This is a genomic window from Sphingopyxis soli (assembly GCF_018682675.1).
GTDB classification, from domain to species: domain Bacteria; phylum Pseudomonadota; class Alphaproteobacteria; order Sphingomonadales; family Sphingomonadaceae; genus Sphingopyxis; species Sphingopyxis soli.
The window spans coordinates 22,275-36,410 of sequence record NZ_JAFMTR010000070.1 but is presented as its reverse complement, the minus strand read 5'-3'; the positions used below and the strand labels follow the sequence as shown (position 1 = coordinate 36,410).

14 protein-coding genes and 1 pseudogene are annotated in these 14,136 nt (G+C 67.7%); 10 read left to right on the top strand and 5 right to left on the bottom strand.

The window, feature by feature from the left end:
- The first annotated feature begins 18 nt into the window (after positions 1-18).
- The 5 genes from J1N50_RS11660 (at position 19) to J1N50_RS11640 (ending at position 4,932) form a co-directional block, all read left to right on the top strand.
- Positions 19-288 (top strand): hypothetical protein, encoded by a 270-nt coding sequence (locus J1N50_RS11660; protein WP_215353622.1) that lies wholly within the window; start codon positions 19-21, stop codon positions 286-288.
- A 100-nt stretch (positions 289-388) separates the two neighbouring features.
- The gene (locus J1N50_RS11655; protein WP_215353621.1) at positions 389-1,483 is read left to right on the top strand and encodes a hypothetical protein; all 1,095 of its coding nucleotides are present in this window, start codon (positions 389-391) and stop codon (positions 1,481-1,483) included.
- A 140-nt stretch (positions 1,484-1,623) separates the two neighbouring features.
- A complete protein-coding gene (locus J1N50_RS11650) occupies positions 1,624-2,088 on the top strand; it encodes a hemerythrin domain-containing protein (RefSeq protein ID WP_215353620.1) in 465 nt (154 codons plus the stop codon).
- A gap of 141 nt (positions 2,089-2,229) precedes the next feature.
- Complete coding sequence (locus tag J1N50_RS11645) at positions 2,230-4,575, top strand: TonB-dependent receptor (protein WP_215353619.1); 2,346 nt, start codon at positions 2,230-2,232, stop codon at positions 4,573-4,575.
- Positions 4,576-4,662: 87 nt separating this feature from the next.
- Positions 4,663-4,932, top strand: coding sequence for a DUF3297 family protein (locus tag J1N50_RS11640; protein WP_215353618.1), 270 nt, complete (start codon positions 4,663-4,665; stop codon positions 4,930-4,932).
- A gap of 104 nt (positions 4,933-5,036) precedes the next feature.
- On the opposite strand, the gene J1N50_RS11635 is transcribed toward J1N50_RS11640, so the two are convergent.
- From J1N50_RS11635 to J1N50_RS11625, 3 genes are all read right to left on the bottom strand, one after another.
- Positions 5,037-5,603 (bottom strand): CHAP domain-containing protein, encoded by a 567-nt coding sequence (locus J1N50_RS11635; RefSeq protein WP_215353617.1) that lies wholly within the window; start codon positions 5,601-5,603, stop codon positions 5,037-5,039.
- Between the two features lie 166 nt (positions 5,604-5,769).
- Positions 5,770-8,079: a putative bifunctional diguanylate cyclase/phosphodiesterase gene (locus J1N50_RS11630; RefSeq protein WP_425516939.1), complete on the bottom strand. Its 2,310-nt coding sequence runs from the start codon at positions 8,077-8,079 to the stop codon at positions 5,770-5,772.
- A 213-nt stretch (positions 8,080-8,292) separates the two neighbouring features.
- The gene (locus J1N50_RS11625) at positions 8,293-10,044 is read right to left on the bottom strand and encodes a fatty acyl-AMP ligase (RefSeq protein ID WP_215353615.1); all 1,752 of its coding nucleotides are present in this window, start codon (positions 10,042-10,044) and stop codon (positions 8,293-8,295) included.
- 181 nt (positions 10,045-10,225) lie between these two features.
- Here J1N50_RS11625 and J1N50_RS11620 point away from each other — a divergent pair, with 181 nt between their 5' ends.
- From J1N50_RS11620 to J1N50_RS17840, 4 genes and pseudogenes are all read left to right on the top strand, one after another.
- On the top strand, positions 10,226-10,798 hold the full coding sequence (locus J1N50_RS11620; protein WP_215353614.1) for a RecX family transcriptional regulator: 573 nt from the start codon (positions 10,226-10,228) through the stop codon (positions 10,796-10,798).
- 36 nt (positions 10,799-10,834) lie between these two features.
- Positions 10,835-11,287, top strand: a complete 453-nt coding sequence (locus J1N50_RS11615; protein WP_215353613.1) for a DUF192 domain-containing protein — start codon at positions 10,835-10,837, stop codon at positions 11,285-11,287.
- A gap of 60 nt (positions 11,288-11,347) precedes the next feature.
- Complete coding sequence (locus tag J1N50_RS11610) at positions 11,348-11,734, top strand: NADH:ubiquinone oxidoreductase subunit NDUFA12 (protein WP_215353612.1); 387 nt, start codon at positions 11,348-11,350, stop codon at positions 11,732-11,734.
- A 174-nt stretch (positions 11,735-11,908) separates the two neighbouring features.
- Positions 11,909-12,145, top strand: a pseudogene (locus J1N50_RS17840) (DUF2155 domain-containing protein); the annotation flags it as partial.
- A gap of 35 nt (positions 12,146-12,180) precedes the next feature.
- Here the strand turns inward: J1N50_RS17840 and aat are convergent.
- Together aat and J1N50_RS11595 are read right to left on the bottom strand one after the other, a co-directional pair.
- Positions 12,181-12,972, bottom strand: a complete 792-nt coding sequence (gene aat, locus J1N50_RS11600; RefSeq protein WP_281414836.1) for a leucyl/phenylalanyl-tRNA--protein transferase — start codon at positions 12,970-12,972, stop codon at positions 12,181-12,183.
- Positions 12,969-13,805 carry a class I SAM-dependent methyltransferase gene (locus J1N50_RS11595; RefSeq protein WP_215353610.1) on the bottom strand — a complete coding sequence of 279 codons (837 nt, stop codon included), beginning with the start codon at positions 13,803-13,805 and terminating at the stop codon, positions 12,969-12,971. Before J1N50_RS11595 ends, aat begins: the two co-directional genes overlap by 4 nt.
- A gap of 68 nt (positions 13,806-13,873) precedes the next feature.
- Here J1N50_RS11595 and J1N50_RS11590 point away from each other — a divergent pair, with 68 nt between their 5' ends.
- On the top strand, positions 13,874-14,047 hold the full coding sequence (locus J1N50_RS11590; RefSeq protein WP_215353609.1) for a hypothetical protein: 174 nt from the start codon (positions 13,874-13,876) through the stop codon (positions 14,045-14,047).
- The last annotated feature ends 89 nt before the right edge of the window (positions 14,048-14,136 follow it).

The following is a 14,136-nucleotide window of genomic DNA, read 5'->3' as shown; positions in this document are numbered from 1 at the left end:
CGGGCATAAGGTGTGACAATGAAATACATTCAGGCCGATCTGTTCGCCGAAGACGGCACCGAGCGCAACCAATTATCCGAGGCGATGGCTGCGTCGATTCGTACCAGATTGGAGGCAACGCTTGCCCGTCTGGAAGCTGCCGTGGTGTTTCCGTGGTCCGACCCGCTGGACGCCGTTCATGAAGAGAATCGGTTCCAGCGCGGTGCGGAGCTGCTGGGCGATGCAGGTGCCGAACTTTGGGCGCGGTTCGACAAGGAAATGGACCGTCTTTACGCATCACAGACTTGATGTCGGCGATCATAAAAGAACAAACCATAAACAAATCCCTTTCCTACATTCCCCCGCTCCGTCATATCCTGTCCGGTTTTGACCGACAGGAGAGCAGGATATGCAGAATCGCACCCCCATCGCGAAGGAGGCGCGGCCGCCGCTTCCCGACTTTACGCCGGTGCCGCGCAAATATCGGCACGACGGGTGGACGCCCGAGCGGCAGAAGGCGTTTATCGCGGCGCTCGCCGATACGGGGTCGGTCAGCCGCGCGGCGGCGATGGTCAATATGGCGCAGACGAATTGCTATACGTTGCGGCGCGCGCCCGGCGCCGAGAGCTTTCGGCGGGCGTGGGAGGCGGCGCTCGATTTCGGGGTCGCGCGGCTGAAGGACATCGCGTTCGAACGCGCGATCGACGGCTATCTGGTGCCGGTCTTCGTCGCGGGCAAGCTGATGGGGTTCCGGCGGCGGCACAATGACGCGCTGCTGATGTTCTGCCTCCGCCACTACGGGCAGGATGCGCGCGGCAAGCGCACGACGATCAACTATTTCTCGACGCGCGCCAGCGCGGGGGCGGGCGCTGCTGTCGCGGGGAACGGTGAGGGCGGTGCGGCGGCGGGCGCGATGGCCGAGGCTTCGACGACGACGGTGCGGACGGTGATCCACGGCGCGGCCACCGGCGCGGGCGGCTCGGCGGGCGATGCGGCGGGGACGCAGGATGCCGCCGCCGGGCTGATCGAGGGGTTCGACGGGGTGGTGCTCGACGCGCAGGCGCAGGCCGAAATCGACGCGGCGCTGCTCGCGCTCGCCGCGCGGCAGCGCGCGCAGATCGCCGCGGCCGGCGAGGGCGGGCCCGAGGCGATCGAGGCGCAGCTGGACGACCCGGAGGTCGCGCTGGTGCAGCTGGGCGAGACGGGGGCGCCCTTTTACGGGCCGCTGCAGCCGTATGACGGGCCCGCCGATGCCGAGCCGGTCCAGCGCTTTGCGGGCGAGGCCGACTGGGTTTCGGCGGGGGACGATATTCCCGAGGGCTATCGCGAATGGATCGAGGCGGCGGAGGCGCGCGGCGAGGCGGTGCCGGCGGTGCCGCTGGCGCCGCGGGGCGCGGGCCGGACCGCGGCGGGGGAGGCCGGAGACGACGGGGTGGCGGCGGTCCGGAAGCGGCCCTCGTGGCGGCGCGCGCGAAAGGTGCGCGCGGGCGGAGGCGAAAGCTGAGCCCGGTCGCCGGCGGCGGCGGAGCCTCGCCCGACGCGCCGACGCCGCCATATCGGCCGCGTTGGCGGGGCTGCGATTTACGCTCTCTTCACGCCCGCCGGCTAGAGAGGCGGCGAGGGACCGCTCATTCTGGATCGGTCATGCCCAATATCCGCGAAATCGAGAGGCTGCGCGCCGAACATGCGGCGATCGAGACGCTGTCGCGCTTCCTGCTGGCGCTGGTCGCGGCGCCGCATCCGCCGCGCCCGACCGAGCTCGCCGCGGTGCGCGGGATGCTGCGCGACACGCTGCTCCGGCACCTGAAATGCGAGGATTGGGCGCTCTATCCGCGCATGCAGTCGAGCGGCGACGCCGAGGTCGTGCGGATCGCACGGATCTTCGTCGACGAGATGGGGCATATCGCGGGCGATTTCGCCGCCTATGACGCGCGCTGGACCCCCGAGGCGGTCGAGGCCGACTGGGACGCGTTCCGCGGCGAGACCATCGGCATCCTCGATGCGCTGGGAATGCGGATCGAGCGCGAGGAGGAGCAGCTCTATCCGCTGGCCGAACGGCTCCCGAAGGGCGGAGAACGGCAGGCCCAGCCGCCGCGCGCGGCTGCCTGAAGTCGATTTTCCCGGCTTTTCACAGAGGGTTCATCGCCATGTCATCGCCATGTCACGCCTTCGCCGCAGTGCAGCAATCTGACCGATCTAGAGCCCCCGCGACCCCGGCGCCATTCCGGCGCCGGACAAGGGGATATCCGGATGACGACCTATTTTTCGCGCGGCCTGCGGGCCGGAGTGGCGGTGATCGCGATGCTGGCCGCGACGCCCGCGCTGGCAGGGGAGGCTGTGGACGGGGCGGCGGGCGACGCCGCGGCCGATGACGCCGCCGGCTATGGCGACGAGATCGTCGTGCTCGGGCAGGGCGAGGCGCGGCAGGTGCAGGAAATCGGCGCCGCCGACATCGCGCTCGACGTGCCGGGGATCAGCCCGCTCAAGGCGATCGACAAGCTGCCCGGCGTGAATTTCCAGTCGGCCGATCCGCTGGGCGCCTATGAATGGTCGTCGCGCATCTCGATCCGCGGTTTCTCGCAGAACCAGCTCGGCTTCACGCTCGACGGTATTCCGCTGGGCGACATGAGCTATGGCAACCATAACGGCCTCCACATCAGCCGTGCGATCATCAGCGAGAATGTCGGCCGCGTCGAAGTGGCGCAGGGCGCGGGGTCGCTCGCCGCGGCGTCGTCGAGCAATCTTGGCGGCACGATCGAATTCTTCTCGCGCGAGCCTGCCGAACGGCTCGGCATCGACGTCGCGGGCACCTGGGGCAGCGACGAGAACAAGCGCATCTTCGCGCGGCTCGACAGCGGCGAGATCGTCCCCGGCGGGCCGCGCCTGTCGCTGAGCTATGCCTGGCAGGACGCCGACAAGTGGAAGGGCGACGGCGCCCAGCGGCAGGACCAGGTCAATGCGCGCATCGTCCAGCCGGTCGGCGACGGGCAGGTCTTTGCCTTCGTCAACTATTCGAACCGCCGCGAGAACGACTATCAGGACCTCAGCGCCGAGATGATCGGCCGTCTCGGCTACAAGTGGGACAATTTCGCGAAGAACTGGGACTATGCGGTGCTGATCGCCAGCATCTACCAGAACCAGAATGCCCGCGCGGCCTATAACGCCGGGATCGCGAACGGGACGATCCCCGCGGGCACGCCGTTCGTCGCGCCCTACGCCGGGGTCGGCGAGACCTTTCCGCTGCTGATCAAGACGGTCGACGACGCCTATTACGACGCGTCGGGGCTGCGCAAGGACTGGCTGGCGGGCGTCGGGCTCGACGTGCCGTTCAACGACTATTGGTCGATGAAGCTGCAGGGCTATTATCACGGCAACGACGGCCGCGGCCTCTGGTACACGCCCTATGTCGTGACCCCCGGCGGCGCGCCGATCACGATCCGCACCACCGAGTACGAGATCGAACGCTATGGCATCGTCGCGTCGAGCAGCGTGACGATCGGCGCCAACGCCTTTGAAATCGGCATGTGGTACGAGGATAACGACTTCAACCAGGCACGGCGCTTCTATGGCCTCGCCGACACGCGCGGCGCGCCGAGCCGCGGCAGCCTGACCTTCCCGAAAGACCCGCTGGCGACGCAGTGGGAGTTCGATTTCAACACCCAGACGCTGCAATATCATGTGCAGGACACGCTCGATCTGGGCGCGCTGCGGATCAACGCGGGTTGGAAGGGGCTGCGCGTCACCAACCGGGCGACCCCGATCGTCCGCGGCGGTCTGGCCGCGGGACGGACCGAGGCGAAGGACTGGTTCCTGCCGCAGGCCGGCCTGCTCTATCGCCTGAACGACGATAACGAGCTGTTCGCAAGCTATACCCAGAATATGCGCGCGTTCGAATCGTCGGCGACCGGCGGCCCCTTCGCGACCACGCAGGCGGGCTTCGATGCGCTCGACCTGAGGCCCGAAACCTCGACCACCTATGAACTGGGTTTCCGCACCAAGTCGCGCGTCTTCCAGGGCGTGATCGCGGGCTATTATGTCGACTTCAAGGACCGGATCATCGCCTTCGCCAACGGGTCGGGCATCCAGGGCAATCCGGCGATCCTCAGCAACGTCGGCGACGTCCGCTCGTGGGGCATCGAGGCCGCCGGGACGTTCCATGTCACCCCCGAACTCTCGCTCTTCGCCTCCTACGCGTACAATGACTCCGAATATCGGGACGACGTCGTGAATGCGGCGGGCACCGTCATCGTCGCGACCGCGGGCAAGACGGTGGTCAATTCGCCGAGGCATCTCGCGAAGGGCGAGATCACCTGGGACAACGACCATCTGTTCGCGCGCATCGGCGCCAACTACACGTCGAAGCGCTATTATTCCTACCTCAACGACGCGGCGGTCGGCGGCTTCGTGATCGTCGACGCCAGCATCGGCTATCGCCTGAACGAGAAGATCTCGATCCAGGCGAATGCGACGAACCTGTTCGACAAGGCCTATGTCTCGACGATCGGGACGAACGGCTTTGCGAACAGCGGCGACAGCCAGACCCTGCTGGCGGGGGCGCCGCAGCAGTTCTTCGTGACGCTGAAGGCGGGGTTCTGACGCCGCTCCGACCAGCGCCTTGTCATTGACTGGGATGGCGCGGTCCAGCTAGGGCCGCGCCATTCTCATTTTTTCGGAAGTTGCATCATGACCGACACGCCCCCCGACCATCTGTCGACCAACCCGCGCTCGCCGCATTTCGACATGGAGGTGCTGCAGCGCGGCATCGGCATCCGCTTCAAGGGCAAGGAGCGCACCGACGTCGAGGAATATTCGATCTCCGAAGGCTGGATCCGCGTCGCCGCGGGCAAGTCGAAGGACCGGTTCGGCCAGCCGATGACGATCAAGCTGTCGGGCGAGGTCGAGGCGTGGTTCGAGGATGTTGCCGGCGAGGACGGCGAAGCGTCGGAAGACTAACTACCCATCGTCATTGCCAGCGCAGCGAAGCAATCCAGAGTAGCGTTAGGCCGCCCTGGATTGCTTCGCTGCGCTCGCAATGACGTGTCTGGAATAATTTCCGTTCAGCGGAGCGAGGCGACGACGAGGTCGAGGCCGTTGCCGGGCTTCCAGTCGTTCGCGGCCCATTTGGGCTCGCCGCCGCCGAAACGGTGGTCGGGCTTCGCGTCGCCGTCGGCATAGATGAAGCCCTGCACCGGATTGGCGCGCAGGCCCAGGTCGCCGATCGGGGCGTACCAGACGCGGACCGAACTCCAGTCGCCGGCGGCGCTGACATCGACGACGCGGACGTTGCGTTCGATCTGGCCGCGGCGGCCGCCGATCGGCGACCAGTTGGCATGGTCGATCAGGATCTCGCGGTCGCTGACGACCTTCTTCACCACGGCGACATGGCCGAGCGGCATGCCGCTGGTGCTGGCGAAGGCCATCACCGCGCCCTTGCGCGGTTCCTGCCCGCGCTCATAGGCGCCGGCGGCCTGTGCCCACCAGGTCTTGGCATTTCCGCGGATGTCGACGCCCGACTCGGCGCGGGCAAAGGGCACGCATTGCAGATAGTCGCGGGCCATCGCGGGGACGCCGGACAGCAGCGTGGCGCACAGCGCGAAAGCACCCAGGAAGCGACGATGGAACATGGAAGGCGACCCCCGTTTGGCTTGTCTTCAAGCGTTGGAGCGTCTTTGCCGGACCTGCGGACGGTCACCAACCATCTAGCGGCGAATCGCGCCGTCGATGCGGTGAGCGGGGGAACCTTTTGTTAAGTCGCTCAATTCGTCGCGCGAGGGGGTCCGGTCGTCGCCGTCAGGCCGCGGCGGTGGAGGCCGCGTCGGGGCGACGGAACAGCGTCAGCACGTCGGAGGCGGGCATCGGGCGTCCGTAATAATAGCCCTGGATGTTGCTGCAGCCGAGGGTGCGGAGCGTATCGACCTCGACCTCGGTTTCGGCGCCCTCGGCGGTCGTCGACATGCCGAGGCTGTCGGCGAGCGCGACGACGGCGCGGATGATGGCGATCGATTCGATGCTGCCCTTGGCGGCGCCGACGACGAAGCTGCGGTCGACCTTGATCGTCGAGAATTGCGTCTTGCGCAGATAGCCGAGCGACGAATAGCCGGTCCCGAAATCGTCGAGGCTGAGGCGGATGCCGAGTCCGATGAGCTGGTCGAGCAGTTGGGCGGCGCCGCCGCCATCGCGCAGGAAGACGCTTTCGGTGACCTCGATCTCGAGCCGCTGCGGGGGCAGCCCGCTCTGCGCCAGCGCCGAGACGACGACCGAGGCGAAGGCGGGATCGGTGAGCTGTTCGGCCGACACGTTGATCGCGACCTTCAGGTTCTGCGGCCATTTCATCGCTTCGTGGCACGCGGTGCGCAGCACCCATTCGCCGATCGGCGCGATCAGGCGGCTGTCCTCGGCCAGCGGGATGAAGCGCCCGGGCGAGACGTTGCCGAGTTTCTGGTTGTGCCAGCGGATCAGCGCCTCGAAGCCGTTCAATGTCCCGTCCTCGGCGGTGACGACCGGCTGGTAGTAGAGTTCGAATTCGCCGCGATCGAGCGCGCCGCGCAGTTCCTGCTCCATCACGCGCCGCTCCTCGGCCTGCGTGTGGAGCGAGGCGACATAGGCGGCAACGACATTGCCGCCCTTGTCCTTCGACTTGTAGAGCGCAAGGTCGGCGTTGCGGGTGAGCGTCTCGACCGTCGCGCCGTCCTGCGGACCGATCGCATAGCCGACGCTGGCGCCGACGAAGAGCTGGTGGTTGTCGACCACATAGGGGCGGCTGATCGTCTGGATGATCCGTTCGGCCAGCTCCTCGGCCGCGGTCGCCGAGGCGACATTGTGGAGCACGACCGCAAACTCGTCGCCGCCGAGGCGGCCGCAGGTCATGCCGCGCTCCATGATCCCCTTGAGCCGTGCCGACACTTGCGCCAGCAGCTTGTCGCCGGTCGGATGGCCGAGCGTATCGTTCACCGCCTTGAAGCGGTCGAGATCGATCATCAGCATCGCGCAGCGCGACTTGGTATCGATCGCCTGCGACAGCGCGCGGGCGAGATCCTCGTGCAGGCTGAGGCGGTTCGGCAGGCCGGTGAGATTGTCGAAGCGCGCCATGCGCGCGATCTGTTCGGCGCTGGCATGTTGTTCGGTGACGTCCGACCCGACGCCGCGGAAGCCCAGGAACTTGCCCGTTTCGTCGAGGCGCGGCGAGGCCGACAGCTCCCACCAGCGCGGCTTGCCGCCGATGGTGACGGGAACGATCAGGTTCGAGAAGCTTTCGCGCCGCTTCATCCGCTCGGCCATGTCGTGCAGCGTCTTCGAGAAATTGCCCGACTCCCAGGCATCGCCCGACAGCGCCTGGAGCAAGGGCACGCCCTCGAGCGCTTCGGCGGTGCCGCCGAGCGCATAGGCGAGGCGGGGCGAGACGTGGACGAGGCGGCGGTTGTTGTCGGTCTGCCACAGCCAGTCGGCGGAGGTTTCCTCGAACTCGCGGAGCAACAGGCTGACCGTCTCGGTCTTTTCGTGCAGCGTTTCCTCGGCGCGCCGGAACCGGACATGCTGCTGGCCGAAGCGGATGCAGAAGGTCGAGAGCATCAGCGCGGCGAGGCTGGCGACCGCGGCCATCGGCGGCGATCCGGCGGCGACCATCGCGCCCGCCGCCGACACGCTGACGGGCATGATGAACTGCAGGCAGGCGCGCGGCATACTGTGCGCGATGATCGCCAGTGTCAGCATCATCAGCAGCACGATCATCCACAGCGACAGCACATGGTCGAGCGGCGGCGCGGTGCCGCGCAGCCAGAAGGGGATCGACCACAGCGCCGCGGCATAGAGGGCGTGGCGGTTGCACAGCCGGTATTCGGTGATTCCCGACAATTTGGGGTCGCCGAGCGGAAGCTTTGCGAAGAGATTGTACGACCAGAGGCAGAAGGCGAGCGCACAGGCGAGCCAGCCGCTGACGATCGGCCAGGGCATCGACGGCGCCATGGTGAAGGCGGCGACGAACGCCATCGCCGCGCCAACCCACAGGCGCAGCGGATCCTTGCCGCGGAGCGGCGCGAGCTGGAGCTGTCGGAGGTCCCCCAGATCCTCGTCGCGCGGCCCCAGCCCCAAAAGGGTCCGCACAGAAACATCCTTGGCAACAATCTGGTCGGTCAGCAGGCTCTTCACGCGGCCTGCTTAGCGCCAGCGGGTTACCCGAAGGTAACTATGCACTTCTGGGTGCTGGATTTTTCGTCCCGCAGCGGGACAGCGGAGGAGGGGCGCGTGGCCGCTCGCCACCCCCGATCGCGTCCGGGACGACGAAGCGGAAATGCCCGAAAGCGTCGCCCGCGCGCCTCAGGCCGCGAGCGCGAAGGGCTGGATTTCGCCGGCCAGATATTGCGCGCGCGCCTTCGAGCGGCTGAGCTTGCCCGAGCTGGTGCGCGGCAGGGTGCGCGGCGGGATCAGTTCGACGAGGCAGTTCATGCCGGTGATCGCGCGGACGCGGTCGCGAATCGTCTCGCGCAGCGCGAGCCGTTCGGCCTCGTCGCTGGTGCGGCATTGGACGAGCACCGCGGGGGTCTCCTCGCCGCCCGGCGCGGTGATCGCAAAGGCGGCGATGTCGCCCGACTTGAAGCCGGGGAGCTGCTCGACCGCCCACTCGATATCCTGCGGCCAGTGATTCTTGCCGTTGATGATGATCATGTCCTTGGCGCGGCCGACGATATAGATGTAACCGCCTGACAGATAACCCATATCTCCGGTGTCGAGCCAGCCGTCCTTCATGCACGCCCCGGTCGATTCGGGGTCGCGGAAATAGCCGGTCATCAGCGACGGGCCGGTGCACCACACCTTGCCGACGGTCTGGTCGGGCAGGATGTTGCCATCCTCGTCGCGGACCTCGATCGTCATGTCCTTGACCGCCTTGCCGCAGTTGACGATCGCACGGAAACGCGTCGGCCGGTCGGCATCGCCCGCCGCGCCCGACAGCTCGGTTTCCTCGACCAGCTCGACGACGATACCCTCGCCCGGGGGCATGATGCTGACCGCGAGCGTCGCCTCGGCAAGGCCGTAGCTCGGCAGGAAGGCGCTCGCCTTGAAGCCCGCGTCGGCGAAGGCGTCGACGAATTTCTGCATCACGTCGGGGCGGATCATGTCGGCGCCATTGCCCGCGACGCGCCAGCGCGACAGGTCGAAACGGTCCGCGACATGGCTCTGGCTCGAGATGCGGCGCGCGCAGATGTCGTAGCCGAAGGTCGGCGAATAGCTGAGCGTCGTGCCCTCGTTGCGGCTGATCAGGTCGAGCCAGGCGAGCGGACGGCGGGCGAAATCCTCGGTCTTCAGATAGTCGACCGACACCTGGTTGGCGACGGGCGAGAGGAAGCAGCCGACGAGGCCCATGTCATGATACCAGGGAAGCCACGAGACGCAGCGGTCGCTGTCCTGCAGCTCCATGCCGTGCGAATGCGCCGACAAATTGTTGAGCAACGCGCCGTGGGTCACCGCGACGCCGTGCGGGAAGCGCGTCGAACCGCTGCTGTACTGGAGATAGCAGGTCTCGTCGCTCTTCTGTTCGGGGAGCGCAGCGATCGGCGCGGCGCGCGTTTCGAACTCGCTCCAGTCGATCGGTTCGACCCCGCGCTCGTTCGCCGCGTCGGTCGCCATCGCGGCGATTTCGGGCGGGAAAAACAGCATCCTGGGGTCCGAGCTCGTCAGCTGGACGACGAGCTGGCCGACATAGGAGTCGCGCCCGCCGAAGCTGGTCGGCAACGGCAGCGGCACCGGCCAGGCGCCGGCGTAGATGGTGCCGAAGAAGAGCGCCGCGAATTCGGGGCCGGTCTCGGCGATCAGCGCGATGCGATCCTGGGGCTGCACCCCGGCGGCGATCAGGCGATAGGCGGTGGCGAGCGCGTCGGCCTTGAGCTCGGCGTAGGAATAGGCACGCACGAGCTTGCCGCGCGGATCGTGGAAATTGAGGCCGCGCGTGCCGCTGGCGGCATAATCGAGCGCTTCGCCGACGGTGGCGAAGTCCGAAAAGCGGCGCGGCTGGGCGCAGAAGGTCGGCGTCGGCACGAGCGCGTCCGCCGCGGGGGCAGGGGTGTCGGTCATAAAGGATGCTGGGTCCCGGGAAACAGGGCGCGCGGCAACAATCATGTCATCTTTCGGTGCCATCATTTGTTTGCGCGACCTCTGACAGTTGGAACGAATTGGCCCTTTCGCGGGCCGCTCGGCCCGATATGCGGGTTCTGATCGTTCTCAATCGGGCCCGACTGTGGCACAAACATGGCATATGGCCAATCGTCGCAATCCATCCGACCGGCGCAGGGCGCGTCTCGACGCCGCACGGCTCGACGAACTGGCGCTCGCTTATGTGGCGCGCTTCGCGACGAGCCGGGCGAAGCTGCTGCGCTATCTGTCGAGAAAGGTTCGCGAATCGGACTGGATCGACGCGGGTGACGCCATGGCGGCATGCGCGGCGGTGGCCGACCGGATGGAACGGCTGCGCTTCCTCGACGACAAACATTACGCCGCGATGCGCGCGGGCGCGATGACGCGGCGCGGGCTGGGGGTGCGGCGGGTGAGGGCGCAGCTCTTCGTCGACGGTATCTCGTCCGACGACAGCGGCGAGGCGATCGCGGAGGCGGAGGAGCAGGCGCTCGCCGCCGCGATCGGTTTCGCGCGGCGGCGGCGGTTCGGGCCCTTTGCGGTGCGCGCGGCGGACGATCCGGCGCTGCGCGAACGGCAGATGGCCGCCTTTGCGCGCGCGGGGCACAGTCTGGCGCTCGCGCGGCGCATCCTTGCCGTCGCGCCGGGCGACGAGGCGGCGCTGGCGGCGCTGGACGGCGAGGCGGCGCTCGATTAGGTCCGCCTGATCTTCTTCCGGCGAAAGGTTCTGCCGATGCGTGCCCTGATCACCGCCCTTGCGCTGTCGCTCGCCGTGCCGCTTGCCGCGTGCGGCGGCGACGCGGCGGACGACGCCACGATCCCGCTGACGATCGCGATGGATGGCAAGACGCACAATTTCCGCGTCGAGGTCGCGCGCACCCCGGACGAGCAGGCAAGGGGGCTGATGTTCCGGACCGGCCTGCCCGCCGACGGCGGGATGCTGTTTCCCTTTCCGAAGCCGAAGATCGCGAGCTTCTGGATGCAGAATACCGTGATCCCGCTCGATATGATCTTCGTGCGCGCCGACGGCAGCATCGACCGGATCGCCGAGAATACGATCCCCGAATCGCTCGAACCGGTGGTCAGCGGCGGCGAGGTCGCGGCGGTGCTCGAACTCGCGGGGGGGACGTCGGCGAAGCTCGGGCTCGACGAGACGGCGACGGTGACGTGGAAAGACGAGAAATAGGGTTGCGGCGCGCGGTTTGCGGCTTGCTTCGCGCGGGGGCTTGCCTGTAAACGCCACGCCATGAGCATCCTTGGCAAGATTTTCACCTGGTGGGACGGCGCGACCTTCGGCACGCTGCTGGACAGCTGGAAAAATGGCGAGAAAGTGGGCGAGGACAGCCTCGGCAACGCCTATTATCGCGCTCGCAAGGGCAAACGTCGCTGGGTCATCTACAAGGGATCGAACGATGCGAGCCGCGTGCCGCCCGAGTGGCACGGCTGGCTGCACGGCACGCTCGACGAACTGCCCGGCGATGCGCTGCCCGCGCCGCGCGCCTGGGAGAAGGAACCGAGCCCGAACCTGACCGGCAGCCTCGGCGCCTATCGCCCCGCGGGCGCGCTCGAACGCGGCGGCCACCGCGCCGCGGCGACCGGCGATTACGAGGCGTGGCGTCCCGGCGCCGACTGAGTTCGCGTGACGCCCACCGCAACCCGGATCACGCTGCTGGCGCTTGTCGCAGCGACCGCGCTCGCCGCCTGCGATCGCGGCGGGGACGGCAAGCGGCCGGGCGAGACGAGCGCACAGCTCGCCAAGTCCGACCATGTGCCGAAGGAAGTCGGCGGCATCGCGGGAGCGACCCCGATGGAGCAGCGCGTCGCGGTGCTCGGCCTGCTCAACAAGCGCAACGGGCTGGTCCGCGAGATCGAGATGAAGCCCGGCGAAAGCGTGCGCATCGGCCGCGCGATCGTCCGCCTGCGCGCATGCGAGACGACCGCGCCGTGGGAAGATCCGCCCGAAACCGGCGCCTTCGTCCAGCTGACCGTTCAGGACCAGCGCGACGACAAATGGTATCGCGTCTTTTCGGGCTGGCTGTTCCGCGAACGGCCCGAACGCAATGTCATCCAGCACCCGATCTATGACGTCTTCGTCAAGAGCTGCGCGATGACATATCCGGGCGGCGAACCGGTGGCTCGTCCCGCGCCCAAATCGGCCTCGGCGGCGCCCAAGGCGTCGAGCGCGCCCCAGTCGCCCGCGACGAACGGCGGCGAGGGCACGCCCGCGGCGCCCGCGCCCGCCCCCGCTGCCGCGGCGCCCAAGGCTGCGCCGTCGCCAGCCCCGTCCGACAGGACCGAATAAAGCCGTCCCAGATAATCGGCCTGGCTGATCTCGATCGCGCCGAGGCTGGCGAGATGCGGGGTGATGAACTGGCAGTCGAGCAGCCGCCAGCCGCCCGCGATCAGCCGCGCGACGAGATGGGCGAGCGCGACCTTCGACGCGTCGCGTGCGCGGCTGACCATCGATTCGCCGAAAAAGGCGCGGCCTAGCGAGACGCCGTAAAGACCGCCCGCCAGCGCGCCGTCCAGCCAGACCTCGACGCTGTGCGCGTGGCCGAGGCGGAACAGCCGTTCGTAGCTCGCCTTGATCACCGGGTTGATCCACGTCGTCGGCCGGTCGGCGGCGGGCGCGGCGCAGAGCGCCATCATGTCGGCGAACGCCGTGTCGGTGGTGACGCGAAAGCGGTCGGAGATGATGACCTTCCTGAGGCTGCGCGACAGGTGGAAACCATCGAGCGGCAGGATCGCGCGCAGCCGCGGCTCGACCCAATGGACCGACGGGTCGTCCGCCCCGTCGGCCATCGGGAACAGCCCCTGCGCATAGGCGCTGAGCAGCAGCGCGGGGTCGATCGTTTCCTGATGCCGCGTCAGGAGGCGGGCTTCACGAATTTCAGCGTCATGCGGTCCGATTCGCCGATTGCGAGATATGTGTCGCGGTTCGCATCGCCCTCGGTCAGCGTCGGCGGCAGCGTCCACACCCCCTTCGGGTAATCCTTCGTATCCTTCGGGTTGGCGTTGATCTCGCTCTTGCCCGCCAGCTTGAAGCCCGCGGCCTCGGCGAAGCCGATGATCGAGCTTTCCTTCATATAGCCCGATTTCTCTTCCTTCGCGCTGTCGTCGCTTTCGTTCAGGCGATGGTCGACGATGCCGAGCGTGCCGCCGGGTTTGAGCATCGCGAAAATCTGCTTGAAGGCCTCGGCGGTGTTGTCCTTGCCGTCGAAACGCCAATTGTGGACGTTGCGGAAGGTAAGCACGACATCGGCGCTGCCGTCGGGCACCTTGGGATTGGTGCCCGCGTTCGGGAATTCGGCGAGCTTCACCGCGCCATAAACGTCGGCATTCTCGGTCTGCTTGGCCTTGACGCGATTGAGCCCGCGGTCCCAAGGCGCCGCGGCATAGAGCGTGCCGCCTCCCGCTTTCGCGAGTGGGGCGAGGATTTCGGTGTACCAGCCGGCGCCGGGCCACAGCTCGACGACGGTGTCGCCGGGCTTCACGCCAAAAAAGGCGAGCGTTTCGGCGGGGTGGCGATATTTATCGCGCGCGAGGTTGGCGGGGGTGCGGGTCGGCGCGGCGACGGCCGCGGCGAGGGCGTCGCCCGGCTTTGCGGCCGAATCCTTCGCGACCGCATCGTGCGAAGGGGCGCTGCAGGCGGCGGCCACGGCGGTCAGCAGCGCGGCTATTGCAACGGGACGGAAATGACGCATATCGGCACCTCTTTCTTGGGGGGAAGAAGCCCCTGTTTGCGAAGGGATGCGCGTCAATGCAAGGGTCGATGCTGGTCGTGAGTGCGGTGGGCGCCGCGGTCGGCGTGATCGCCGAGATCGCCGACCATCGCCGCCGTCACCGCCGCGACGTCGACAATGTCGGTTTCATGCCGTGGCGCGGGATCGCGCTCGCGGGCATCGCGGTGGCGATCTTCGCGGCGGCGTTTGCACTGAAGCCTTAGAGCCGCTCGTCATTGCGACCCCGGCGAAAGGCGGGGGGAAGCAGTCGAGGGCGGGTTGCGCTCCCCTGGATTGCCGCGTCGCCTTCGGC

Coding starts and splice junctions, on each gene's coding strand:
- J1N50_RS11660 (WP_215353622.1), top strand. CDS start 19: ATGAAATACATTCAGGCCGATCTGTTCGCCGAAGACGGCACCGAGCGC.
- J1N50_RS11655 (WP_215353621.1), top strand. CDS start 389: ATGCAGAATCGCACCCCCATCGCGAAGGAGGCGCGGCCGCCGCTTCCC.
- J1N50_RS11650 (WP_215353620.1), top strand. CDS start 1,624: ATGCCCAATATCCGCGAAATCGAGAGGCTGCGCGCCGAACATGCGGCG.
- J1N50_RS11645 (WP_215353619.1), top strand. CDS start 2,230: ATGACGACCTATTTTTCGCGCGGCCTGCGGGCCGGAGTGGCGGTGATC.
- J1N50_RS11640 (WP_215353618.1), top strand. CDS start 4,663: ATGACCGACACGCCCCCCGACCATCTGTCGACCAACCCGCGCTCGCCG.
- J1N50_RS11635 (WP_215353617.1), bottom strand. CDS start 5,603: ATGTTCCATCGTCGCTTCCTGGGTGCTTTCGCGCTGTGCGCCACGCTG.
- J1N50_RS11625 (WP_215353615.1), bottom strand. CDS start 10,044: ATGACCGACACCCCTGCCCCCGCGGCGGACGCGCTCGTGCCGACGCCG.
- J1N50_RS11620 (WP_215353614.1), top strand. CDS start 10,226: ATGGCCAATCGTCGCAATCCATCCGACCGGCGCAGGGCGCGTCTCGAC.
- J1N50_RS11615 (WP_215353613.1), top strand. CDS start 10,835: ATGCGTGCCCTGATCACCGCCCTTGCGCTGTCGCTCGCCGTGCCGCTT.
- J1N50_RS11610 (WP_215353612.1), top strand. CDS start 11,348: ATGAGCATCCTTGGCAAGATTTTCACCTGGTGGGACGGCGCGACCTTC.
- J1N50_RS11595 (WP_215353610.1), bottom strand. CDS start 13,805: ATGCGTCATTTCCGTCCCGTTGCAATAGCCGCGCTGCTGACCGCCGTG.
- J1N50_RS11590 (WP_215353609.1), top strand. CDS start 13,874: ATGCTGGTCGTGAGTGCGGTGGGCGCCGCGGTCGGCGTGATCGCCGAG.